This window comes from Microtetraspora niveoalba (assembly GCF_001570405.1).
Lineage (GTDB): Bacteria > Actinomycetota > Actinomycetes > Streptosporangiales > Streptosporangiaceae > Microtetraspora > Microtetraspora niveoalba.
This window is the reverse complement of sequence record NZ_BBYM01000010.1, coordinates 180181-201090: the sequence shown is the minus strand read 5'-3', so window position 1 is coordinate 201090 and position 20910 is coordinate 180181. Positions and strand designations below refer to the sequence as shown.

Annotated in this window: 23 protein-coding genes, 2 tRNA genes and 1 other RNA gene; 15 read left to right on the top strand and 11 right to left on the bottom strand. The window is 70.3% G+C overall.

The annotated features are described in order from the left end of the window. Both AWQ70_RS11130 and ffs read right to left on the bottom strand, forming a co-directional pair. The coding region (locus AWQ70_RS11130) for a DNA polymerase III subunit gamma and tau (RefSeq protein WP_084516808.1) at positions 1–1753 on the bottom strand (1753 nt) is incomplete at its 3' end. A gap of 42 nt (positions 1754–1795) precedes the next feature. Continuing rightward, an RNA gene (ffs, locus tag AWQ70_RS11125) (signal recognition particle sRNA small type) lies at positions 1796–1891 on the bottom strand. 96 nt (positions 1892–1987) lie between these two features. Here ffs and AWQ70_RS11120 point away from each other — a divergent pair. The 3 genes from AWQ70_RS11120 to AWQ70_RS11110 all read left to right on the top strand — a co-directional run bounded on the left by AWQ70_RS11120 (position 1988) and on the right by AWQ70_RS11110 (position 3597). Continuing rightward, positions 1988–2073, top strand: a tRNA-Ser gene (locus AWQ70_RS11120). 315 nt (positions 2074–2388) lie between these two features. After that, positions 2389–3252, top strand: a complete 864-nt coding sequence (gene ypfJ, locus AWQ70_RS11115; RefSeq protein WP_067173883.1) for a KPN_02809 family neutral zinc metallopeptidase — start codon at positions 2389–2391, stop codon at positions 3250–3252. Positions 3253–3300: 48 nt separating this feature from the next. After that, positions 3301–3597 (top strand): type II toxin-antitoxin system VapB family antitoxin, encoded by a 297-nt coding sequence (locus AWQ70_RS11110; RefSeq protein WP_067173880.1) that lies wholly within the window; start codon positions 3301–3303, stop codon positions 3595–3597. Between the two features lie 112 nt (positions 3598–3709). Here AWQ70_RS11110 and AWQ70_RS11105 read toward each other — a convergent pair. From AWQ70_RS11105 to AWQ70_RS11090, 4 genes are all read right to left on the bottom strand, one after another. Then, positions 3710–3797, bottom strand: a tRNA-Ser gene (locus AWQ70_RS11105). A gap of 44 nt (positions 3798–3841) precedes the next feature. Next, positions 3842–4276 carry a tRNA adenosine(34) deaminase TadA gene (gene tadA, locus AWQ70_RS11100; RefSeq protein WP_067174009.1) on the bottom strand — a complete coding sequence of 145 codons (435 nt, stop codon included), beginning with the start codon at positions 4274–4276 and terminating at the stop codon, positions 3842–3844. Positions 4277–4305: 29 nt separating this feature from the next. Further along, positions 4306–4785 carry a tRNA adenosine deaminase-associated protein gene (locus AWQ70_RS11095; protein ID WP_067173878.1) on the bottom strand — a complete coding sequence of 160 codons (480 nt, stop codon included), beginning with the start codon at positions 4783–4785 and terminating at the stop codon, positions 4306–4308. A gap of 16 nt (positions 4786–4801) precedes the next feature. Beyond that, positions 4802–5290: a tRNA adenosine deaminase-associated protein gene (locus AWQ70_RS11090; protein WP_373282314.1), complete on the bottom strand. Its 489-nt coding sequence runs from the start codon at positions 5288–5290 to the stop codon at positions 4802–4804. A gap of 138 nt (positions 5291–5428) precedes the next feature. Between AWQ70_RS11090 and upp the strand changes: the two genes are divergently transcribed. The 6 genes from upp to AWQ70_RS11065 all read left to right on the top strand — a co-directional run bounded on the left by upp (position 5429) and on the right by AWQ70_RS11065 (position 9410). After that, a complete protein-coding gene (upp, locus tag AWQ70_RS11085; protein ID WP_067173873.1) occupies positions 5429–6067 on the top strand; it encodes a uracil phosphoribosyltransferase in 639 nt (212 codons plus the stop codon). A 113-nt stretch (positions 6068–6180) separates the two neighbouring features. Further along, a complete protein-coding gene (locus AWQ70_RS11080; protein ID WP_067173870.1) occupies positions 6181–6399 on the top strand; it encodes a hypothetical protein in 219 nt (72 codons plus the stop codon). 72 nt (positions 6400–6471) lie between these two features. Next, positions 6472–6648, top strand: a complete 177-nt coding sequence (locus AWQ70_RS38740; protein ID WP_157529999.1) for a hypothetical protein — start codon at positions 6472–6474, stop codon at positions 6646–6648. Beyond that, the gene (locus AWQ70_RS11075; protein WP_067173866.1) at positions 6645–7175 is read left to right on the top strand and encodes a PH domain-containing protein; all 531 of its coding nucleotides are present in this window, start codon (positions 6645–6647) and stop codon (positions 7173–7175) included. The genes AWQ70_RS38740 and AWQ70_RS11075 overlap by 4 nt, the downstream gene beginning before the upstream one ends. Before the next feature lie 121 nt (positions 7176–7296). After that, the gene (locus AWQ70_RS11070; RefSeq protein WP_067173863.1) at positions 7297–8625 is read left to right on the top strand and encodes a helix-turn-helix domain-containing protein; all 1329 of its coding nucleotides are present in this window, start codon (positions 7297–7299) and stop codon (positions 8623–8625) included. A 95-nt stretch (positions 8626–8720) separates the two neighbouring features. Further along, entirely contained in the window at positions 8721–9410 is a 690-nt protein-coding gene (locus tag AWQ70_RS11065) for a FadR/GntR family transcriptional regulator (protein WP_067173861.1), read from the top strand. Positions 9411–9499: 89 nt separating this feature from the next. Here AWQ70_RS11065 and dnaN read toward each other — a convergent pair whose 3' ends face one another. From dnaN to AWQ70_RS11050, 3 genes are all read right to left on the bottom strand, one after another. Beyond that, entirely contained in the window at positions 9500–10609 is a 1110-nt protein-coding gene (gene dnaN / locus AWQ70_RS11060) for a DNA polymerase III subunit beta (protein ID WP_067173860.1), read from the bottom strand. Between the two features lie 208 nt (positions 10610–10817). Further along, positions 10818–11477: a response regulator gene (locus AWQ70_RS11055; RefSeq protein WP_067173858.1), complete on the bottom strand. Its 660-nt coding sequence runs from the start codon at positions 11475–11477 to the stop codon at positions 10818–10820. Between the two features lie 60 nt (positions 11478–11537). Next, on the bottom strand, positions 11538–12914 hold the full coding sequence (locus AWQ70_RS11050) for a sensor histidine kinase (RefSeq protein ID WP_067173856.1): 1377 nt from the start codon (positions 12912–12914) through the stop codon (positions 11538–11540). 229 nt (positions 12915–13143) lie between these two features. Between AWQ70_RS11050 and AWQ70_RS11045 the strand changes: the two genes are divergently transcribed. Further along, complete coding sequence (locus tag AWQ70_RS11045; protein WP_084516806.1) at positions 13144–14562, top strand: alpha/beta hydrolase family protein; 1419 nt, start codon at positions 13144–13146, stop codon at positions 14560–14562. 25 nt (positions 14563–14587) lie between these two features. On the opposite strand, the gene AWQ70_RS11040 is transcribed toward AWQ70_RS11045, so the two are convergent. Together AWQ70_RS11040 and AWQ70_RS11035 are read right to left on the bottom strand one after the other, a co-directional pair. Further along, complete coding sequence (locus AWQ70_RS11040) at positions 14588–15244, bottom strand: response regulator (RefSeq protein WP_067173854.1); 657 nt, start codon at positions 15242–15244, stop codon at positions 14588–14590. Further along, complete coding sequence (locus AWQ70_RS11035; RefSeq protein ID WP_067173852.1) at positions 15235–16728, bottom strand: sensor histidine kinase; 1494 nt, start codon at positions 16726–16728, stop codon at positions 15235–15237. The genes AWQ70_RS11040 and AWQ70_RS11035 overlap by 10 nt, the downstream gene beginning before the upstream one ends. A gap of 154 nt (positions 16729–16882) precedes the next feature. Between AWQ70_RS11035 and AWQ70_RS11030 the strand changes: the two genes are divergently transcribed. The 5 genes from AWQ70_RS11030 (at position 16883) to AWQ70_RS11010 (ending at position 20818) form a co-directional block, all read left to right on the top strand. Next, the gene (locus AWQ70_RS11030) at positions 16883–17761 is read left to right on the top strand and encodes an ABC transporter ATP-binding protein (RefSeq protein ID WP_067173849.1); all 879 of its coding nucleotides are present in this window, start codon (positions 16883–16885) and stop codon (positions 17759–17761) included. Positions 17762–17792: 31 nt separating this feature from the next. Further along, positions 17793–18560, top strand: a complete 768-nt coding sequence (locus tag AWQ70_RS11025) for an ABC transporter permease (RefSeq protein ID WP_245646902.1) — start codon at positions 17793–17795, stop codon at positions 18558–18560. Between the two features lie 87 nt (positions 18561–18647). After that, on the top strand, positions 18648–19094 hold the full coding sequence (locus tag AWQ70_RS11020; RefSeq protein ID WP_067174003.1) for an SRPBCC family protein: 447 nt from the start codon (positions 18648–18650) through the stop codon (positions 19092–19094). Positions 19095–19159: 65 nt separating this feature from the next. Beyond that, the gene (locus AWQ70_RS11015; protein WP_067173843.1) at positions 19160–19954 is read left to right on the top strand and encodes a metallophosphoesterase; all 795 of its coding nucleotides are present in this window, start codon (positions 19160–19162) and stop codon (positions 19952–19954) included. 114 nt (positions 19955–20068) lie between these two features. Next, the gene (locus tag AWQ70_RS11010) at positions 20069–20818 is read left to right on the top strand and encodes an HNH endonuclease family protein (RefSeq protein WP_245646901.1); all 750 of its coding nucleotides are present in this window, start codon (positions 20069–20071) and stop codon (positions 20816–20818) included. Positions 20819–20910 lie beyond the last annotated feature (92 nt).

The window sequence follows — 20910 nt, the reverse complement described above, 5'->3', positions numbered from 1 at the left end:
GCCCCTGACTCTCCGTACGGGCCGGAGCCCGCTGGCCGCCGTCGGCCGTGCCGTACCCGTTGGAGGGGGCGGCGGGGCCGCGCGGCGCGGAACCGGCCGCCGGGCCCGAACCCCCGACGACCACGTCGACCCGCCAGGTGCCGCCCATCACGTCGCCGAGCGCGGCGGCGACCACCTCGTCGCGCTTGCCCTTGAGGAACCCCTGCACGTCACCGGGCTTCTCGAAGCCCAGCGTCACGAGGTTGCCGTCGACGCCGAGGAGCCTGCCCTGCGCGTTGAGGATCATCCATGCGACGCGCTGCCTGTTCTTGACCGCTTCCAGGACCCTGGGCCACGCCTGCGGCACCGGGCCGCCCACCGCCGCCGAAGGTGCGGGCGCCGCGTCGTCCCTCTGGGGCTCGCTCACCCCGCCGGGCCGCACCGGAGTGGGCCAGTCGTCCCGTGCCTCGGGTGCGGCCGCCGTACGAGCGGGAGCCGACGCGACGGGGGCGGGAGGCGCGGCAGCCGCCGGAGGCGCCGACGGGACGGGCTGTGCCGACGGGACGGGCTGCGGGGCGGGGACCGCGCCACCCGGCACGGGGGCGGCCAGTGCGGGAACGCCGCCGCGTTCGAGGCGTTCGAGCCGCGCGAGCAGGGCGGCCTCTCCCTCCGCCGCGGCGGGCAGCAGCACCCGGGCGCACATCAGCTCGAGAAGCAGCCGCGGCGAGGCCGCGCCGCGCATCTCGGTGAGGCCCGTGTTGAAGACCTCGGCGGCACGGGTCAGCTCCGCCGGCCCCATCGACGACGCCTGCGTCTGCAGGCGCTCCAGCTCGTCCGCGGGCCGGTCGAGCAGGCCGTTGCCCGCCGCCTCGGGCACGTTGGCGAGGATGACCAGGTCGCGGAAACGCTCCAGCAGGTCCATCGCGAACCGGCGGGGATCGTGCCCGCCCTCGATGACCCGGTTGACCGCCTGGAACACCCCCGCGCCGTCACGCTTGGCGAACGCCTCGACCACCTCGTCCAGCAGGTCGCCGTCGGTGTAGCCCAGCAGGGACACCGCGCGCTGGTAGGTGATCCCGGCCTCGTCCGCACCGGCCAGGAGCTGGTCGAGGATCGACAACGAGTCACGGGCCGACCCCGCGCCCGCGCGCACCACGAGCGGCAGCGCCGCCGGCTCGTACGGCACGGACTCGGAGTCGAGGATCTCCTCCATGAGCTGGCGCAACGTCGCCGGAGGCATCAGCCGGAAGGGGTAGTGGTGGGTGCGGGACTTGATCGTCCCGATGACCTTCTCCGGCTCGGTCGTGGCGAAGACGAACTTGAGGTGCGGCGGGGGCTCCTCGACGAGCTTGAGCAGCGCGTTGAAACCCTCGCGGGTCACCATGTGCGCCTCGTCGATGATGTAGATCTTGTAGCGCGCGGAGACCGGGGCGAAGAAGGCCCGCTCCCGCAGATCGCGGGCGTCGTCCACACCGCCGTGCGACGCGGCGTCGATCTCGATGACGTCGAGGTGGCCGGGGCCGGTCGGGGCCAGGGCCACGCACGACTCGCACTCGCCGCAGGGGTCGGGCGTCGGGCCCTTCTCGCAGTTCAGTGAACGGGCGAGGATGCGCGCGCTGGAGGTCTTGCCGCAGCCGCGCGGGCCGCTGAACAGATAGGCGTGGTTGATCCGGCCGCTCCGCAACGCCTGGCGCAGCGGCTCAGTGACGTGCTCCTGCCCCTTGACCTCGGCGAACGTCCCGGGCCTGTACTTGCGGTACAGCGCAAGACTCATGCCGTCTCCTCGGGGGGTCGACCCGGCCGGCGGTTCCATAAACTCAGAGACCCCCCGCACACCCGCCAGAGCCCGCTTATCCTTGCTGCCTTCCGGCCCTGGGGAGGTTCACAGGATGACGCCGCGCGAGGGGTCCGCAGACAGTCTAACCACTCCGCGGGCGTGCCGAGGCCGGGAAAGAGACCCGGAAAACTGTGGTCACCACAAGTCGGAAAGTCCGCTAAGCTTTTCGGCGGAGGATTCGCCTAGTTGGCCTAGGGCGCACGCTTGGAAAGCGTGTTGGGGGCAACCCCTCAGGAGTTCGAATCTCCTATCCTCCGCGCTTGGTTGAGCAGCAACACCACGGAAGCCCCGGTCTGATACAACCGGGGCTTCCGTGTTTCCCGGCCTCAGTCCCGGTCTCTGCCGCCCTCTGAAAAGGCCTCCGCGGGACCGTCCACGGACTCCCGCAGCAGGCCGCCCACTCGCCGGGCCGGGCTCGTTCCCGTGGCCGCGGACCGTCGATCACCTGGCCGAGGTCGCGTGACGGAGGACGGTGCCGCAAGCGTCATGATTCTCTTCAAAAGGGGCATCTGCGTTGTGGACTACATCGCGGATGCGCACGAGGATCACGCGCACACTGGGGAGCGTCGCGGATGGATTTCGATGACCGGGCCGAACTCGACGCCTCGCAGGTGGACGATGTCGGTTCCAGCGGCATGTCACGCGGCGGCGGGCTCGCGATCGGCGGCGGCGCGGCGGGCATCCTGGTGATCGTCCTGGCTCTGGTCTTCGGCGTCGACCCGACCGAACTGCTGAGCGACGGCCCTCCCGCCCAGAGTGGCCGATCCGCGCGAAGCGGCGACCTCGCGGCGGAGTGCAAGACCGGCGCGGACGCCGACCAGTCCGAGAAGTGCCGCGTCGTCGGCGTCGTCAACAGCCTGCAGAAGTACTGGAAGGGCCAGGTCGACGGCTACCGGCAGGCCAAGACGACGTTGTTCACCGGCGGCGTCCAGACCGGCTGCGGCGCGGCCGACTCCTCCGTCGGGCCCTTCTACTGCTCCGCCGACCGGCGGGTCTACCTCGACCTCGGCTTCTTCGACGAGCTGCACAGCCAGTTCGGCGCGGAAGGCGGCCCGTTCGCCCAGGCGTACGTCATCGCCCACGAGTACGGCCACCACGTGCAGAACCTCCTCGGCGACATCGCCAAGGGCACCGGCAAGGGGGCCACGAGCGGCTCGGTGCGGCTCGAACTGCAGGCCGACTGCTACGCGGGCGTCTGGGCGAAGAACGCCGTGAGCACCGGGTTCTACGCGAAGCCCTTCAGCGACACCGACATCCGCCAGGCGCTCGACGCCGCCTCCGCCGTGGGCGACGACCGCATCCAGGAGAAGGCGCGGGGCCGGGTCAGCCCGGAGAACTTCACCCACGGAACGTCGGCCCAGCGGATGAAGTGGTTCAAGCGGGGCTACAGCACCGGCGATCCGCAGCGCTGCGACACCTTCTCGGGCGGCATCTGACGAGATCCCATAAGTCGCGGCACGGTTTCCTCTCCTAGACTACGTACCGTGATCTTTAAGTTGGTCGGCGACGGACGCCCTTACCCCGAGCACGGCCTGTCGAACCGTGAATGGGCCCAGATCCCTCCGCGGCAGGTCAGGCTGGACACGCTGATCACGACGAAGGCGGTTCTCGACCTGCACTCCCTGCTCGCCAAGGACTCCACGTTCTACGGCGACCTGTTCCCGCACGTCGTCCAGTGGAACGGCGACCTCTACCTGGAGGACGGCCTGCACCGGGCGTTGCGTGCCGCGCTGCACCAGCGCTCGGTGCTGCACGCCCGGGTACTCGAACTCGCAACCTGACCCTCGGGGCCGCGGCCCGTCGAGCCGGAAGCACCGTCGGGGCGGAAGCACCGTCGGGCCGGAAGCAGAAGAGCCGCCGACCTGTACGCGCAGGTCGGCGGCTCTTTGTTACTGGCGGTGGCGGTGGGATTTGAACCCACGGTAGGTTGCCCTACACACGCTTTCGAGGCGTGCGCCCTCGGCCACTAGGCGACGCCACCGTTGGTCAGCTTACCGGACAAACACCTATGCGCGCGCCGTCGTTTCAGAGCCGGCGCCCGGCGAAGAAGTCGGTGAGTACGGCGGAGCAGTCGGCGGCCAGCACCCCGCGGATCACCTCGGGCCGGTGGTTGAGCCTGCGGTCCCGCACCACGTCCCACAACGAGCCCACGGCCCCCGCCTTGTCGTCGTCCGCGCCGTACACGACACGATCGACGCGTGACAGCACGGCGGCGCCCGCGCACATCGTGCAGGGTTCGAGCGTGACGACCAGGGTGCAGCCGGTCAGCCGCCACTCGCCGCGCGCCTCGGCGGCGGCACGCAACGCGAGGACCTCCGCGTGCGCGGTCGGGTCACCGCTCGCCTCGCGGTCGTTGCCCGCCTCCGCCAGGATCGCGCCGCCCGCGTCCAGCACCACGGCGCCGACCGGGACCTCTCCCCGCCCGCCCGCGCGTACCGCCTGTGCGAGCGCCAGCCGCATGGCCGCCTCGAACTCCGAGGCCGGGCCGGTCACCGCAGGCGGTCGAGCTCGTCCGCGAAGGACAGCCGCTCGGCGATCACGGAGAGGACGTCGGCGGGCAGGCCCTCCTCCATGCTCAGCTCCAGCAGCTCCTCCGAGCTCACGCCGAGGTCCGCGAGCAGCTCGAAGTCGCCGGCGGGCCGTACGCCGAGCTCGGACGTCTCCGTGTCGACCGCCACGCCGGCGAGGTCGGTGAAGATCTCTCCCAGCGGGTCGGTCAGGCCGGCCTGCGCGTCGGAGAGGAAGATTCGCAGGTCGAGGTCGTTCTCGTAGCGGACGATGGCGAACCACTCGTCCTCGACCTCGACGCACAGCAGGACGAGTTCGTCGCCTTCGAGGCCGAGTGCCTCCTGTACGGCGTCGCCCAGATCGTCGGCGATCTCGGCCGAGCCGAGATCGACCTCGGCGCCGTTCCAGCCGCCGTCGATCTTCACGAAGGCGGCGGAGAAGAGATTGGATCTCGAGGGCATGGCCGGGCTCCCGAGGTCAGCCGATTGCGGCGTCGACGGCACGTTCGAACGGCTGGGAGAAGCCCAGCCGCGCGGCGATGCTGGAGAGCACCTCGTCGGGAAGCAGGTCGAGGTCTCCGGAGAGCGCTCCGAGCTCCATCTCGTCGAGGCCGAGGTCGGCGAAGATCGACAGATCGCCGGCGGGTAGCACGCTGTCCAGCTCTTCCTCTTCGGGGACGGGGACGTCGAGATGTTCAAGGACCTGCTGCGCGAGCGGCCAGTCCCAGGAGGCAGTGATGTCGGACAGGAAAACGCCCACACGCTCCCCGAAGACACGTAGCGCCACGAAGAAGTCATCCCCCACGGCGACCAGGCCAATCGTCGTGCCCATGCTCGGCGTCTGGCGGAGCGCGTGGATAAGCCCGTGCAGATCGGAGGTCAGCCCCATGGGCAGCATCTCCGCTTCCCATCGGTCGTCCTCGCGATAGACCACGATGGCGAAGTCCAGCGCGTCCTCGTCTGTCATCGTCATCCCCACCGATGCGGTCCCAACGTCAGGCAATCGTCCCAGAATCCGGTTCCCACCGTACGGCTTCCGCGCCAAATTGTGATCAAAACCGGCGGTGACGTTCGTCCCTATTGCTAAGGACGGTACCTTTTTGGCATGGAAAGCCTCGTCGTTGACCATCCCCTCGTCGCCCACAAGCTGACCACGCTGCGTGACGTCCGTACGGACTCGCCGACGTTCCGCCGTCTGGCCGACGAACTGGTCACGTTGCTCGCATACGAGGCGACCCGGGACGTCCGCGTCACGGACGTCACCGTCCAGACCCCGCTCACACCCGCCCACGGCGTACGGCTGTCGCGCCCGGCGCCCCTGGTGGTGCCGATCCTGCGGGCCGGCCTCGGCATGCTCGACGGGATGATGCGCCTGCTCCCCACGGCCGAGGTCGGCTTCCTCGGCATGATCCGTGACGAGTCGACCCTCCAGGCCGAGACGTACGCGACCCGTCTGCCCGAGGACCTCTCCGGCCGGCAGTGCTACGTGCTCGACCCGATGCTGGCGACGGGTGGCACGCTCGGAGCCGCGATCCAGTTCCTGTTCGACCGGGGGGCCGAGGACGTCACCGCGATCTGCCTGCTCGCGGCGCCGGAAGGCGTGTCCTACCTGGACGACATGTTCCAGGGCTCGGGCAAGCCGATCCGCCTCGTGACGGCGGCGATGGACGAGCGGCTGAACGAGAACGGGTACATCGTCCCCGGCCTCGGCGACGCCGGAGACCGCCTCTACGGCGTCGTCTGATTTTTCGCAGACTTTCCCGCGTCTAGTTACAGCATGTACCCGCTTGGGTACGTAGAGTAATGCCGACGTGTCTTTGCGTTCCCGGTCTCCGGGTTCGCGCATCAGGGGGAGTCATGAGTCAGCTTCCGCATGGCGGACGCTACGAGTTGGTCGAGGCCGCGCTCCGCGACGAGTTCGCGGGCATCCACCCGGCCGCCACCGTGACACGGTGCATCGAGGTCGCCCACCACGGCGCCGAAGAGGTCACCGGCCACGCGTACCCCGCCCTGGTCGAGCGGATCGCGCGCAAGCACCTACAGGTTCTCGCCGTGGTCGCCGAAGGGCGCGCATGACCGTCGACACCGAAGCCGGTTCTTCCGGTTTTACCGCTTTACCGAAGTAGGCACCTGGGTAATCTATTGGTCATGGGAGTGGTGACGGCGGTGCAGGGCAAGAAAGTTCTGAAGTGGAGCGCGATCGGCCTCGTGGCCTTCTATCTCTTGTCGCGGCCGACCGACGCTGCGCAAACCGTGCAGGGCGCGGTGAACGGCGTCGTAAAGGCGGCAGACTCGATGGCGCAGTTCTTCGCTAGGTTGACATGAGACTTGTGACCCACGGGGACTCCGCCCCGTCGTCGGTCAACCGTTACCTACTCCCCCATGAACACCAGGTCATCATGGTGCGGCGCCACCCCGCCGTGCTCCTCAGGCCGGTCGGCGAGATCTTCGGCGGTCTGGTGGTCGCCGGCCTGCTCAGCAAGTGGCTGAGCGACGCCGGAGGCGGCGAGGCGCTCGTCATCGTCTGGTGGGCCTGGCTGCTGCTCCTCATCCGTTTCGTCTGGAAGGTCGCGGAGTGGTCGGTCGACTACTTCGTGGTCACGTCCCAGCGCATGCTCCTCACCACGGGCCTGATCACTCGCAAGGTCGCGATGATGCCACTGGCGAAGGTCACCGACATGAGCTTCCAGCGCTCACTGCTGGGCCGGATGCTCGGTTACGGAGAGTTCGTCATGGAGTCGGCCGGCCAGGATCAGGCCCTCCGCTCGGTTCCCTACATCCCCTACCCCGAGACTCTGTATCTCGAGGTCTGCCAGATGATCTTCCCGAGCAAGGACGACGCGGACGATTGATGGGCCGTGAAGCTGTGATCGAACCTTCACCTCGGCGAATCCTGACCAAGGGTTACACGATTCGCTAGCTTCATGCCATTATGACGTGACCATTGACCATTTTCCCGCCCTGAGAGACCAGATGCCGAGTCAGGGAACCATCGGTGACCGCGTCCGCGGACTGCGGTTGAGCAGGCGCATGTCTCAGGCCCAGTTGGCCGGACCCGACCTTTCCGACAGTTATGTCTCGCTCATCGAGTCCGGCAAGCGGACGCCCACGCCGGTCGTGGCGCGGCTGCTCGCCGAGCGACTCGGATGCACCACAGAGTTCCTCCTGCACGGGATCGAACCACGGCAACGCATCGACACCGAGCTGGGCCTCCGTCACGCCCAGCTCGAGCTTTTCCACGGCGATCCGGCAATTGCGGCCGACCGTTTCGGCGACATTGTCAAGGCCGCGGGCGAGGAGAACGCCATGCTCGCCGCGCACGCCCAGCTCGGGCTCGCGCGCGCCCTGGAGGCCCAGGGGCTCACCGGCTCCGCGGTCGAGGCGTACGAGCGGCTGCGCCGGGAGGCGATCGCGCACCCCGAGCGCCTCGCCGACCTCCCCATCACCGTTGCTCTGTGCCGGTGCTACCAGCGGGCGGGCGACATGTTGCGCGCCCGGGACCTCGGCGCCCAGGCGTTGTCCCAGGTCGAGCCGCTAGGCATCGACCAGGGCGAGCTGGCGATGGAGCTCGCCGACGCGCTGGCCGAGACGGAGACCGGCCTTCCCTATGTCGAGCGCGTCCTGTCGGCGCACGAGACACCCGACTGCGCCGACCGCGGCGACGAGGTGATCGCGCTCTGGAAGGCGAGCGTCACGGCTTCCGAAGGTGAGGACTCGGCCCTCGCCGTACAGCTCGCGGAGGACGCGATCGCGACCGGCAGGTCCGGTCGGCTGGCGTTCCGGTTCGCCCGGATCGCGATGAACTGGGCGAGGATCACCTCGTACACCGCGGAAGACGCCGATTTGGACCGAGCCAACGAGTACGCCGCGTCCGCGAGCCAGATCCTCGCCGGCCTGTCCGGACGGGTGGTCGAGCACGCTCGCAGCCTCATCGTGCTGGCGCACGTGCGGTTCCGTTCGGGGGACACCGAGGCGGCGACGGATTTCGCCGTACGGGCGCTCGATCTGCTCGCCGGAGCGCGGGGGACGGTTCCCGCCACCGCCCATCTGGTGCTGGCCGAGATCGCGTTGGCACGCTCCCAGGACGCCGCTCCGGCCCTCCGGACGGCCCAGGGGCTGCTGGGGGCGGCCACCGCCGGCATCGACAGGGAGACCGCTCGCGCGTGGCGTCAGCTCGGCGACCTCTGGGGCCAGGTCGGCTCCGGGGAAGAGCAGGCCAGGGCGTATCGTAGGGCTCTCGAAGCCGTCGGGATCCGTGCCAGCATGCCGGGATCCACCGCATCGGCGGCGCTCGTCCGTTAACCCTCCCTGGGCTCGCGGCCCGTTCGGGGGCTCTGGAATAATCAGGGTCGACCGGTCATTGACTCATCGGATGACTGTCCCCCGAGGAGGCGGATGTGAGCCTGCGTACCGCGCAACGGGCGTCACTGGTCGACCAGGTGATCGATCAGCTCAAGGAGCAGATCACTTCTGGCTCCTGGCAGATGAACGCCAAGATCCCCACCGAGACCGTGCTCGCCGAGCATCTCGGTGTCGGCCGCAACACGGTGCGTGAGGCGGTGAGGGCCCTCACGCACGCCGGGTTGCTGGAGTGCCGCCAGGGCGACGGCACCTATGTCCGGGCCACCAGCGAGCTGTCCGGCGCGATGGCCCGGCGGCTGCGTGCCGCCGAGCAACTGGAGATCCTCGAGGTGCGCCGCGCGTTCGAGGTGGAGGCCGCGCGGCTCGCGGCCACCCGTCGTACGGCGGAGGACATCAAGGCGATCGAGAAGGCCCTCGCCAAGCGTGAGGAGACCTGGGCCGGCGGGCACGTCGACGCGTTCGTGGAGGCCGACCTCGCCTTCCACATCGCGGTCGTCGAGGCGACGCACAACCGGGTGCTCATGGACCTGTACGGCGACTTCGCGGCCGCGCTCCGCGCCAGCATCGCGGCGGCGGGCGGCTCGCTGAAGCAGAACTACATCCCCCACGACGCGATCGTCCGCGCCATCGCCGCCGGGGACGCTGCGGCGGCGGAGCGGGCGGGTCACGCCTGCATCGAGCACATTCTGATCGCTCTCACCGATTCGCAGGACCTCGCCGGCTGACCCCCATGGCCGGCTCGACCGGCCGCCCCCGGTGACCGTCCGCCGCGGCGGCACCGGCCGATCGGCCCCGCCCGGCCGCTTTGTGGGGCTCAGCCCAGCCGAAGCGACATCACCAGGTAGCGGAAGTCGGCGTCGTCACCCTCGTTGGAGATGAGCGCCGGACGGGTGGACGAGTCCATGCTGATGCGGGCGTGCTCCGTCTCGACCCCGGCCAGGCCGTCCAGCAGGAAGTGCGGCTGGAACGCGATCTGGATGTCGTCCCCGGTGAACCGGGCGTCGACCACCTCGGCGCCGCGGCCGATGTCACCCCCGCCCGCCTGGATGAGGCACCTGCCGTCCGAGTCTCCCTCGCCCGCGGTGAACGAGAGCCGGATCGCCGTGTTCCGCTCGGCCACCAGGGCCACTCGCTTGATCGCCTCGATGAAGGACGCCACCCTGACCTCGGCGTGCATGGTCCACTCGTTGGACAACCGAGAGCGGTAGTCGATGAACTGCTCGTCGAGGAGCCGGACGGTCGTGGTGCGCCCCTGGCTCTCGAAGCCCGCTACGCCGTCTCCGAGACCGATGGACACCTCGCCGCCGCGCAACGACCGGGCCACATCGACCAGCACCCTGGCGGGCACGACCGCCGCGTGCGTCGCGCCCTCGTCCACGGGATGCCAGAGGAAGTCACGCCCCGCGATGCGGTAGCGGTCGGTGGCGGCCATCGACACCGAGACGCCGTCGATGTCGATGCGGATGCCGGTGAGCATCGGGAGCGTCTCGTCCCGGCTCGACGCGGCGGCGACCTGGCCGATCGCGGTGGCGAACAGCCCCCCGCCGACTGCCCCGACCCTGGGCGGCATCGTGGGCAGGGACGGGAAATCCTCCGCCGGCATGGTGATCAGGCCGAACTCGGCGCTGCCGCAGGTGAGCAGGGCCTCGGCGCCGTCGAGGGCGATCTGCACCGGCTCGTTGGGCAGGCTCCTGGTGATCTCCGCGAGCACCTTGCCCGGGATCAGCGCGCGCCCCGGCTCGGCGACGTCGGCCTCGATCACGACCTGGGCGGAGACCTCGTAGTCGAACGCGGAGATCCGCAGGTCGTCACCCGCCTCAAGCAACAGGCCGGAGAGCACCGGGACGGCCGGCCTCGCGGGCAGGACCCGGGCCGCCCATGCCACCGCGTCGGCGAGAACGTCACGGTTCACCTGAAACTTCACGGGACCTCCCTACGCGCCGTACCTGCCAGGCAAAGGTACCGGGCGGGACCGACAGAACACCCCTGCGATGCCGGACCGGGCTCCGATCACGCCCTGTCATCCGGTACGTCCCACCCGGGGATGGCCGGCGCTCCCCGGACCCGGAGGAAATGGGGTGTCGGCGCCCCGATCGTCCCGTTGTCGTCCGGCACGTCCCGTCCGGGGACGGCTAGTGCTTCCCGGGCTGGAGGAGGCCCGACTCGTACGCGGCGACGACGGCCTGGACGCGGTCGCGCAGGCCGAGCTTCATGAGCACGTTGCTGACGTGCGTCTTCACCGTGTGCTCGCTGACCACCATCTCGGCGGCGATCTCGGCGTTGGACAGACCGCGCCCCAGCAGGAGCAGCGTCTCGCGCTCACGCTCGGTGAGCACGTCCAGCCCGGTCGGCGACACCGCGCGACGCGGCCGGCTCCGGACCATGTCGTCGATCAGCCTGCGCGTCACCGCCGGCGCCAGGAGGGAGTCGCCCGCGGCCACGACCCGTACGGCGTGCACGAGGTCGTCCCGGCGGACGTCCTTGAGGAGGAAGCCGCTCGCCCCCGCGTGCAGGGCGTCGTACACGTAGTCGTCCTGGTCGAAGGTGGTCAGCATGAGGACCTTGGCGTCGGTCTCGGCGCAGACGACGCGGGCGGCCTCGATGCCGTCCACGCGGGGCATGCGGATGTCGAGCAGCAGCACGTCGGGCCGGTGGCGGCGGACGGCTTCGATCGCCTCGGCTCCGTCTCCCGCCTCCGCGACGACGGACATGTCCGGCTGGGCGTCGAGGATCATGACGAAGCCGCTGCGCACCAGTTCCTGGTCGTCGGCCACCACAACGTTGATCGTCACGTGGAAACCCTCCCCGGGGTCGTCATATGCCCGGAAGGTGGGATATGCATGGCTTCACCTTCACACATCGGCGAACGGTAGCCGTACGGCGACCTGGAAGCCACGCGTACGGCCGGGTGGTGTGCCGAAGGAGGCGGTACCGCCGCACGCGGCGGCCCGCTCACGGATCCCGATCAGCCCCTTTCCACTGGAGAAACCGGGCCCGCGCAGATCGGGACCACGCCTCTCCGCTCCGCGCGGAGCAGGGCCGGGCGTGCCCGCCCCACGCGAATCGGATCCGTTCAGATCGGAGGCCCGCAGATCGGGGCCGCGCGTGAAAGATCCGTGCGGATATCCGTGCAGATCGGCAGCGCGCATCGAAGACCCCTGCACGTCGGAGGCGCGCTGATCGGAGGGGCTTTCCTTGGGGCGACGATCGCGCTGGTCGGCCGCGGGACCTCGCCCGTCGTCCGTGACGGTGATCGACAGCCCGTCGTCCTGCCAGTCGAGCCGAACCTCCGCCTCAGTGGCGTCGGCGTGCTTGAGCATGTTCGTCAGGGATTCCTGGATGATCCGGTAGGCGGCCACCTCCACATCCGACGAGACGGCGACCGGCTGTCCCGTGGTCGTCAGTGACACCCGCGGGCCCGTGTCGCCGACTCCGTCGACCAGTTCGGGGATCCGGTCGATCGTGGGTTGCGGCTCCCTGGGCCCCTCGGTCTCCTTCAGCAGGCCGAGCATCCGCCGGAGCTGCGCCATCGCCTCCCGGCCCGCCGCGCCGATCGCGTCGAAGGCGGCCTCCGCCCGGTCGGGGTTGGTCCGTACGGCGAGTGGACCGGCCTCGGCCTGCACGACCATGATGCTGACCGCGTGGGCGAGGATGTCGTGCATGTCCCGGGCGATCCTGGCGCGTTCACGCTCGGCGGCGCGTTCCGCCTCCAGCTCCCGCTCGCGTTCAAGTTGGGCCGCTCGCTCCTCCAGGACCCTCGCGTACGCCTGATGTACGGCGACCGCCCGGCCGAGGGCGTAGGAGGCGGCCCACGTCAGCAGACCGCGGACCAGGGTGGGGACCGAGGTGCCACCGAAGAGGATCGTTCCCGGAAGTGTGACCAGGATGAGTCCCAGACGCTGCCATCGCGGCGCGAGTTGAGCGACTGTGTATGTGGCGACGAGATGTCCGTACCAGAGGGGCTGCGGGGGAATATCCGGATCGTGCATCGAGTACACGTTGGTCGCCAGCAAGATCGCGATGAGGACGGCCAAGGGGTACCTGCGGCGCACGACCAGCGGCAGGGAAGCGCCGACGACCGGTAGGTACTCCATGATCGTCCACGGCTCCGGGCCGGCCATCCGTTTGGCGTAGAAGAACGGGACCGACTGCGCGGCGAGCACCACGGCCGTCAGCACGGCGTCGACCGCGAGTGGAGGAAGCGCCCGAAGTCGCGCGATCAGGGACATAGCGCCCAAGTATCGCGGGTGGGCGATGCGCGTTCCTCCCTCGCCCGAGGGATCTCCCTTCGGGGCCCCCTCCCTCGCGTGATGGAGCGGGAAGACCGCTCGAATCGGCGATCTCACGGAGTGCCCTGCCGGGAAACCATGAGGCCATCACGTTTCACGCCGCGACGCCCGACACGTCGTCGCTCACGTCGCGTTTCCCGGCTTCTGGCACACCACCTTGGAGAACCCCGTGAAGATCGCTCTTGGCGCCGCGTCCCTCGCTCTCGCCCTCGGCGCCGTCGCCGGCACTGTGGCACCGGCCGTCGCCGCCGAAGCCCCCGGGACGAGCAGCCCCGTCGTGAAGAGTTCCGTCACGAAGAGCGCCGGGGCGTCCGAGCTCAAGACCGCCGACGTGAGCTTCCGTACCAGCGATGGGCTGACGCTCGGCGGCCGGATCTTCGAACCCGCGAACGCCACCGGCAGGCTGCCCGGCCTGTTGCTCGTCCACGGGTCGGGCCAGGGCAACAAGTGGAGCGAGCTCCAAAAGGAGGCCGAGGAGTTCGCCAAGCAGGGCATGGTGGTGCTGGCGCCCGACAAACGCGGCGTCGGCTATTCCAAGACGAAACGGGACTACTCCCAGCTCGCCGACGACGCGCTGAGGGCCTTCGCCGTACTGCGGGACCGTCCCGAGGTGGACCCGGCGAAGGCCGGCGTCTGGGGCCTCAGCGAAGGCGGCTGGGTGGCGCCGATCGCCATCACCCGGAGCTCGGACATCAAGTTCCTGATCACGGTCGGCGGGCCCGGCCTGGAACCGCTGCGCACCCAGGCGTGGAACATGGCCAACAAGGTGGACAGAGCCGGGATCGAGGGATCGGTCCGGACCCTGCTCAACGAGAGCTTCTACCGCTTCGGAGCGGACGCCGGGCTGTTCCCCGAGGCCCACCACGATCCCGTGCCGACGCTGAAGAAGATCCACCAGCCGGTGCTCGCCCTGTGGGGCGCCGAGGACAACCAGATCCCCCCGGCGGAGAGCGCGGAGATCTTCCGTAAGACCCTTCCCGGCAGCGTGACGATCAGGTTCTTCCCCCACGCCCCGCACGCGCTCTGGGCCACCGGGCGCGGGCGGGCCGACGAGCTGGTGCCCGGCTACGCCGAGACCGTCGGCTCCTGGGTCCGCGACGTCACCAGCGGGAACGTCCCCGCGTCGAGCGCCGACCCGCTGCCCGCGCAGCCGACCAGGAGCGTACCGCTCCCCGAGTCCGCGTGGTGGGAGGGCTGGCCGGCCCAGCTCATCGCGCTTGTGCTGCTGCTCGTGGCGTTCGCGACCTATCCGGTGGCCGCTCTGGTCCGTCGCCGCCGGGGCGACGCCGGCGGTTCCTGGCCCGCCCGGATCCTCGCGGCGTCCGGTCTCGTCGGCGTACCCCTCTTCGTGTACGCGGCGGTGTCCATGATCGGCTCCGCCAACGGCCACGGCATCGACCTCGGCCCACTGGTCGCCGGTCGGCCGATCCTCTGGCTGATCGTGCAACTGCTCGCCTTCACGACCCTCATCTCGACGGCGGTCTCGGCGACCCGGTGGCGTACTGCGCGGCTCCGGGAGTGGATGCTGATCGCCGGTGGCCTGCTCTTCATCCCCTGGGCGCTCTACTGGGGCCAGTTGCTCCCTTGATCCGTCCCGCCCGCGAGCAGGCTCCTCAGGGAGCCTCCTTGCCGTTCAGGAAGGTGAGCACGGCGAGCACGCGGCGGTTGTCGTCGTCGGACGGCGCCAGCCCCAGCTTGGCGAAGATGTTCGCGGTGTGCTTGCCCACCGCGCTGTCGCTGAGGAACAAGCGCTGGCCGATGGCGGCGTTGGACCGCCCCTCCGCCATCAGTTCGAGGACCTCGCGCTCGCGTGGGGTGAGCCGGCCGACCGGCTCGTTCCGCGCGTTGCTGGCCAGCAGCTTGGCGATCACCTCGGGGTCCATGGCCGTGCCGCCCTCGGCCACCCGGCGCACCGCGTCGACGAACTGGCCGGCGTTGAAGACCCGGTCCTTCAGCAGGTAGCCGACGCCGCCGGAGCCGCCGGCCAGCAACTCCCTGGCGTAGAGCTGCTCGACGTGCTGGGAGAGGACGAGCACGGGCAGGCCGGGGATGCGGCGGCGGGCGTCGAGCGCCGCCTGGAGCCCCTCGTCGGTGAAGGTCGGCGGCAGCCGTACGTCGACGACGGCCACGTCGGGGCGCTCCCTGAGCATGGCGGCGAGCAGGTCGGGGCCGGACTCGACGGCCGCGACGACCTCGAACCCATGGGCCTTGAGCAGGGCGACCAGGCCCTCCCGGAGAAGATGCAGGTCTTCGGCGATGACTACGCGCACGCGTCCACCTTGGCACGTTTCGCCTGGTTCGTGAGAGCCACCGCGCCCGCCAGCATGGCACTCCCCAGGAGGATCATCCCGATGATCGTCGGCCACTGCAGCGGTTCCGGCATGTAGAGCGCCAGGAACCACGACCTCTCCGGCGCGTTCACCAGCTTCATGACCATCGCGACGAGCCCCTGCGGGAACAGCGGGAGCCAGCACAGGCCCCAGCACAGGCCCAGGATCGCGCTCTTCCACCTCGGGATCGGCGGGACCACGCTCTCCAGCGCACGGGTCAGCTCCATGACGGCCGTGGTGGGGCCTCCGACCGGGCTGTTGATCGCCAGCACCCCGTCGAACGCGGCGAGCCTGCGTTCGATGCCCCGGAGCCCCGTCCCGCGCCCGGGGTCCGCTCCGCCCCGGCCGTCGTCGGTCACGGTGATCCGCAGCGTGGTCCCCTGGTGGCTGATGTCGATCCACACCTCGGTCGCGCCGCTGTGCTTCACGACGTTGGTGAGCAGCTCGCTGACCGCGAAGTAGGCGGCGGACTCCACCGGGGCGTCCGGCCGTACCGGCAGGTCGACGGTCACGTGCGCGTTGAGCGGGGTGTCCAGGGCGAGCGCGCGTACGGCGTCGCCGAGCCCGCGCTCGGCGAGCACCGGCGGGTGGATGCCGCGCACGACCTGGCGCAGCTCCCGCAGCGCGGTCGCCGACGCCTCGCTCGCCTTGGCGAGCAGCGCCTTGGCCGCGGCCGGGTCGGAGTCCACGAGCTGCTCGGCGGCGCCGATGGTCATGCCGATCGCGACGATGCGCGCCTGAGCGCCGTCGTGCAGGTCCCGTTCGATCCGGCGCAGCTCGGCCGCCTGCGAGTCCACCGCGTCGATCCGGGTCTTCGCCAGGTGGCTGACCCGCTGGGCGAGCCTGGCCTTCTCGGTGGGCGCGAGCAGGCCGTGCGCGATCTGCCCGTGGACGCGCACGCTCCAGGGGACGACCGCCGGCGCGGTGGCGGCCGCGACCACGGCGGGCAGCAGGCCGAGCAGGTCGCCGTCCAGCAGCTCGGGGATCCCGGCCGCGACCAGCAGCACCGGGATGGCCACGATCAGGCCGCCGCTCCAGGGGTTCAGCATGAGATAGGCGAGATCACGCCAGGTCGCGGGATCGTTGACCATCCACGAGAGCCGCCGGTTGAACGCCGGGACGCGCGGGGTCTTGTACAGGTTGCGGCCGTCGCGGTACCAGCCGTCCCGCTGCGGCCGCGGGGGCGCCGGGGCCGGCCGGTACGGCTCGTCGATCGTCACGCCCGACCACCTGGCGGCGAGCCTGCGGTGCGCCGCGGTCGTCGCCCGCGTGAGCCGTACCGCGGGGGGGAACGCGAAGACCATGCCCACGAAAAAGGTGAGCGCGACGGCCACCAGCATCACGAGCGCCACGAGCTGCCCGATGGCCGTCATCGCGAGAAGCCCGGCCGCGTGGCCCAGCGCCGTCAAAGTGCGTCGGTTCATGCGTCTCAGTCTGTACGGAGGGACCGGACGTACACAGTGACCCAAGACGCCCGGAAGGGGTGGACCTAACCCCACCCCCGTCGAAGAAAAGTGCACCGCAACGCGGTTCGCAGCCACATTCTTCCCGAAGCGCGAGATTCCTAGCTTTGAGGGCATGGCAATCATCTCCGTCCACAACCTGCGCAAGACGTACGGCGAGAAGGTCGCGGTCGACGACGTGTCGTTCGCGGTAGAGGAAGGCGAGATCTTCGGGATCGTCGGCCGGAACGGCGCGGGCAAGACCACCACGGTCGAGTGCGTCGCCGCGCTGCGCACGCCGTCGTCCGGGACGATCGAGTTCGGCGCCGGCCTGACCGACGTCAAGGAGCAGATCGGCATCCAGCTCCAGGACTGCTCGCTCCCGGACAAGCTGCGCGTCGGCGAGGCGCTGGATCTCTACGCGTCGTTCTATTCGCGTCCGGCGGACTGGCGGTCGCTGCTCGGCGAGATCGGCCTCGACCCGCGCGCGGCGTTCGCCACGCTGTCCGGCGGGCAGCGCCAGCGGCTGTCCATCGCGCTCGCCCTGGTCGGGAGCCCGCGGGTCGCGATCCTCGACGAGCTGACCACGGGCCTCGACCCGCAGGCCCGCCGCGACACCTGGGACCTGATCTCCCGCATCCGCGAGATGGGCGTGACGGTGCTGCTGGTCACGCACTTCATGGAGGAGGTCGAGCGGCTCTGCGACCGGGTCGCGGTGATCTCGGCCGGCCGTGTCCTCGCGGTGGACACCCCGGACGGCCTCGTCGCACGGGCCGGCGGCGGACAGCGGATCGTCTTCAGGACGACCGGCTCCGTCGACGCGCTCACCGCGCTTCCCGAGGTCACCGCCGTCCACCGGAACGGTGACGAGGTCGTGGTGACCGGCACCGGCGACCTGCTCGTCGCCGTGGTCGGCGCGCTGCCGGCGGGCCAGGTGAGCGGCCTGCGCACCGAGCGGACCACGTTCGACGACGCGTTCCTCACCCTCACCGGCCACGCCCCCGAGCCGGCCTGACGCCTCCCCGTCCCCCACTCCTTTGATCACTGTGACGAAACCGGAGAACCCGATGCTGCTCCAGAAGAAACTGATCCTCACCGAGACGAAGCTGTTCCTGCGCGAACCGGCCGCGGTGTTCTTCGTGACAGTCCTGCCCGTCGCGTTGCTGCTGGTGCTCGGCCTCTCCGTCCCCGGGTTCCGCGACGCGGACCCGAACCTGGGCGGCGAGCGGTTCATCGACGCCCAGTTCCCCGCGATGATGGTGCTGCTCTCGGTCACGATGCTCGCACTGAGCACGCTTCCCGCGACGCTGGTCGGATACCGCGAGAAGGGGGTGCTGCGGCGGCTGTCCACGACGCCGGTCAGGCCCGGGTCCCTGCTCGTCGCGCAGATCACGATCAGCGCCGTCGTCGGCGTGGTGAGCACGGCCGTGACGCTGGCGCTGGGACACGTCGTGCTCGACGTCCCCGTGCCGCGGATGCTCGCCGCGTTCGCCGGGGTGCTCCTGCTCGGGGCGGTCGCCCTTTTCTCCATCGGGCTGTGGCTCGCCGCCGTGGCGGCGAGCGCGCGGGTCGTGCAGGGCGTGAGCGCCGCGGTGATGTTCCCGCTGCTGTTCCTCGGCGGCATGTGGCTTCCGCGCGACCTCATGCCGTCCCCGCTGCGCGCGGTGAGCGATTTCACGCCGACGGGCGCGTTCGGGCAGGCGCTGCGGGACACGATGGGCGGTCACGCGCCGTCGCCGGCGCACCTCGCGGTCCTCGCCGGATGGGTGCTGCTCGCGGGGATCTCCGCGGCCCGCATGTTCCGCTGGGAGTGAGTGGGCCTGGCTGGCCGGACTTCTCGTGACGCGCGGTCTTTTGTCACAATGCCCGACATAGATCACGTTCCAGGTCCGGAGGCCGTGGTGCCGCAGAGGGTACTGACCAACACATTCCGCGTCGACGCCGCGCCCGAGGCGGTGTTCGAGCACCTCACGACGCCCGAGAGCTACATCGGGCTGTCACCGCTCGTCGTGGCGGTCAGGGACGTGGATCGTTCCGAGCCCGGCGTCATCCGCTACACCTCGATCGAACGGTTCAGGTTCCTCGGCGTCTTCACGCACGACAACCCGATCAAGGTCACCCTCCTCACCGAGGGACTCTCCGTACGCGGCGACGTGACGAGCCCGGGCAACGTGCGGCTCGTCTACCGCTTCGACCTGGCGCCGGACGGCTCCGGCACCCGGGTGGAGGACCTGCTGGAGATCACCGCTCCCTGGTATCTCGCGGCGTTCGCGGCGGGCCAGGCCCGCAAGGTCCAGCTCGCCCGGGCGGGCATCCTCGCCGAGCGTCTCGCCGTACCCGTCGCCTGACGCGCGGGCCGCGGCGAGGACCGGCGTGTGAAAGGCTGACGACCCCCGGCACGGAGGAGGAACCCATGCTCGTACTGGCCCACGTGAGCGACATCCACATCGACGGGAGCGAGCGGAACACCGCGCGCGCCGCCCGGGTCCTCGACCACGTCGCGCGACTGCCCGTGGACGCGATCCTGCTCACCGGCGACCTCGCCGACCACGGGGCCGTCGAGGAGTACGAGATCGTCCGCGGGCTCCTGCCGACCGGCGTTCCCCTCGCCCTGTGCCCCGGCAACCACGACGTCCGCGAGAACTTCCGCAAGGCCCTGGTCACCTCGTCCGAGAACGGGCCGGGAACGGGCGGGCCGGTGGGCGAGCCGGTGGGCGAGCCGGTGGACGGGCCGGTGGGCGGGCCGGTCAACCAGGTGCTCCGCCTGCCGGGCGCGACGGTCGCGCTGTGCGACTCCAGCGTCCCCGGACGACACGACGGGCTCCTCGACGACGAGACCCTCGACTGGCTCGACCACGTCCTCTCCGCCGCTCCGGAGGTGCCCGCCTTCGTCGCGATGCACCACCCGCCCGTCACGCTGGGCATCCCGTACGTCGACGAGATCAGGCTGGGCGAGCCCGAGCGCCTGGCCGGGGTGCTCGCCCGGCACCCGCAGGTGGTGGCGGTGCTGGCCGGGCACGCCCACACGGGCGCGGCGACGACGTTCGCAGGCCTGCCCCTGCTGGTGGCGCCGGGTGTGGTGAACACCTTGCTGGCGCCGGTCGAGACGGACGCCTACCCGCCGATCGATCCCGACCTGCCTCCGGCCGTCGCCCTGCACGTCTTCGACGGAGGACGGATCACCACGCATTTCCGCCCGGTGATCTGACCAGGGGGTTTCCGCCGAGCCGGAGGACGGAGCCCCCGTCCGTGTAAGTCTCCCGAATTTTGGGGATTCCTTTACGGAGTCTCATCCGGGGAGGCGGCTCTGGGCGCACGCGAAGTGATCACTGTTGTGGTGGCGGGCATCGTGCTCGCCTCCCTCGCCACTCGGAACGACGCGAACGGCCATCAGGACAAATCCCGCGTGCAGAACGCGGCCGGATCCCGGTCGGGTCACGTGGCGGCGGCCGTCCCCCTGAAAAACCCGCGCGGAACGCGCCCCGGACTGGCCCCGATCACGTCGAGGGCCGGCCGGGCCGCCGCGACGAAGCTCATCAAAAGGCTCCGCGTCCGGCGCATGGGCCCGAAGACCGGATATTCCCGGAAGTGGTTCGGCCCCAACTGGGCGGACACCGCGCGCGGAGTGCCGTACGCGGGCAACGGCTGCGACACGCGCAACGACCTGCTCGCCCGCGACGGACGGAACGTCAGATACCGCAAGGGCTCGGATTGCGTCGTGGTCAGGATGACCCTGCGCGACCCCTACACCGGCAGGACCATCCGCTGGCGCAAGCAGCGCGCGGACCTCGTCCAGGTCGATCACGTCGTGCCGATGTCGTACTCGTGGCGGATGGGCGCCGCGCGCTGGCCGAAGGCGAAGCGGCTGCGCATCGCCAACGACCCGCTCAACCTGCTCCCGGTCTACGGCCCGGTCAACCAGGCGAAGCGCGGCTGGGGTCCGGGCTCCTGGCTGCCGCCGGCGCGGAAGATCCGGTGCGCCTACGCCGTCCGGTTCACGCAGGTCGCGCTCAAATACCGCCTGTCGGTCACGCGGGCCGACAAGAACACCATGCTCGCCCTGTGCCGCTGAACCCCCGCGACTCAGGCGACCTCCGGGACATCCCGGTCGCGCCCGAGAGGGTGGCCGCCGCCTGTTGACGCGAACTCCACGCGGCCTGCGGC

Coding starts and splice junctions, on each gene's coding strand:
- AWQ70_RS11030 (WP_067173849.1), top strand. CDS start 16,883: ATGGCAATCATCTCCGTCCACAACCTGCGCAAGACGTACGGCGAGAAG.
- upp (WP_067173873.1), top strand. CDS start 5,429: ATGGAAAGCCTCGTCGTTGACCATCCCCTCGTCGCCCACAAGCTGACC.
- AWQ70_RS11090 (WP_373282314.1), bottom strand. CDS start 5,290: ATGACAGACGAGGACGCGCTGGACTTCGCCATCGTGGTCTATCGCGAG.
- AWQ70_RS38740 (WP_157529999.1), top strand. CDS start 6,472: ATGGGAGTGGTGACGGCGGTGCAGGGCAAGAAAGTTCTGAAGTGGAGC.
- AWQ70_RS11015 (WP_067173843.1), top strand. CDS start 19,160: ATGCTCGTACTGGCCCACGTGAGCGACATCCACATCGACGGGAGCGAG.
- AWQ70_RS11095 (WP_067173878.1), bottom strand. CDS start 4,785: ATGCCCTCGAGATCCAATCTCTTCTCCGCCGCCTTCGTGAAGATCGAC.
- AWQ70_RS11070 (WP_067173863.1), top strand. CDS start 7,297: ATGCCGAGTCAGGGAACCATCGGTGACCGCGTCCGCGGACTGCGGTTG.
- AWQ70_RS11075 (WP_067173866.1), top strand. CDS start 6,645: ATGAGACTTGTGACCCACGGGGACTCCGCCCCGTCGTCGGTCAACCGT.
- tadA (WP_067174009.1), bottom strand. CDS start 4,276: ATGCGGCTGGCGCTCGCACAGGCGGTACGCGCGGGCGGGCGGGGAGAG.
- AWQ70_RS11035 (WP_067173852.1), bottom strand. CDS start 16,728: ATGAACCGACGCACTTTGACGGCGCTGGGCCACGCGGCCGGGCTTCTC.
- AWQ70_RS11080 (WP_067173870.1), top strand. CDS start 6,181: ATGAGTCAGCTTCCGCATGGCGGACGCTACGAGTTGGTCGAGGCCGCG.
- ypfJ (WP_067173883.1), top strand. CDS start 2,389: ATGGATTTCGATGACCGGGCCGAACTCGACGCCTCGCAGGTGGACGAT.
- AWQ70_RS11050 (WP_067173856.1), bottom strand. CDS start 12,914: ATGTCCCTGATCGCGCGACTTCGGGCGCTTCCTCCACTCGCGGTCGAC.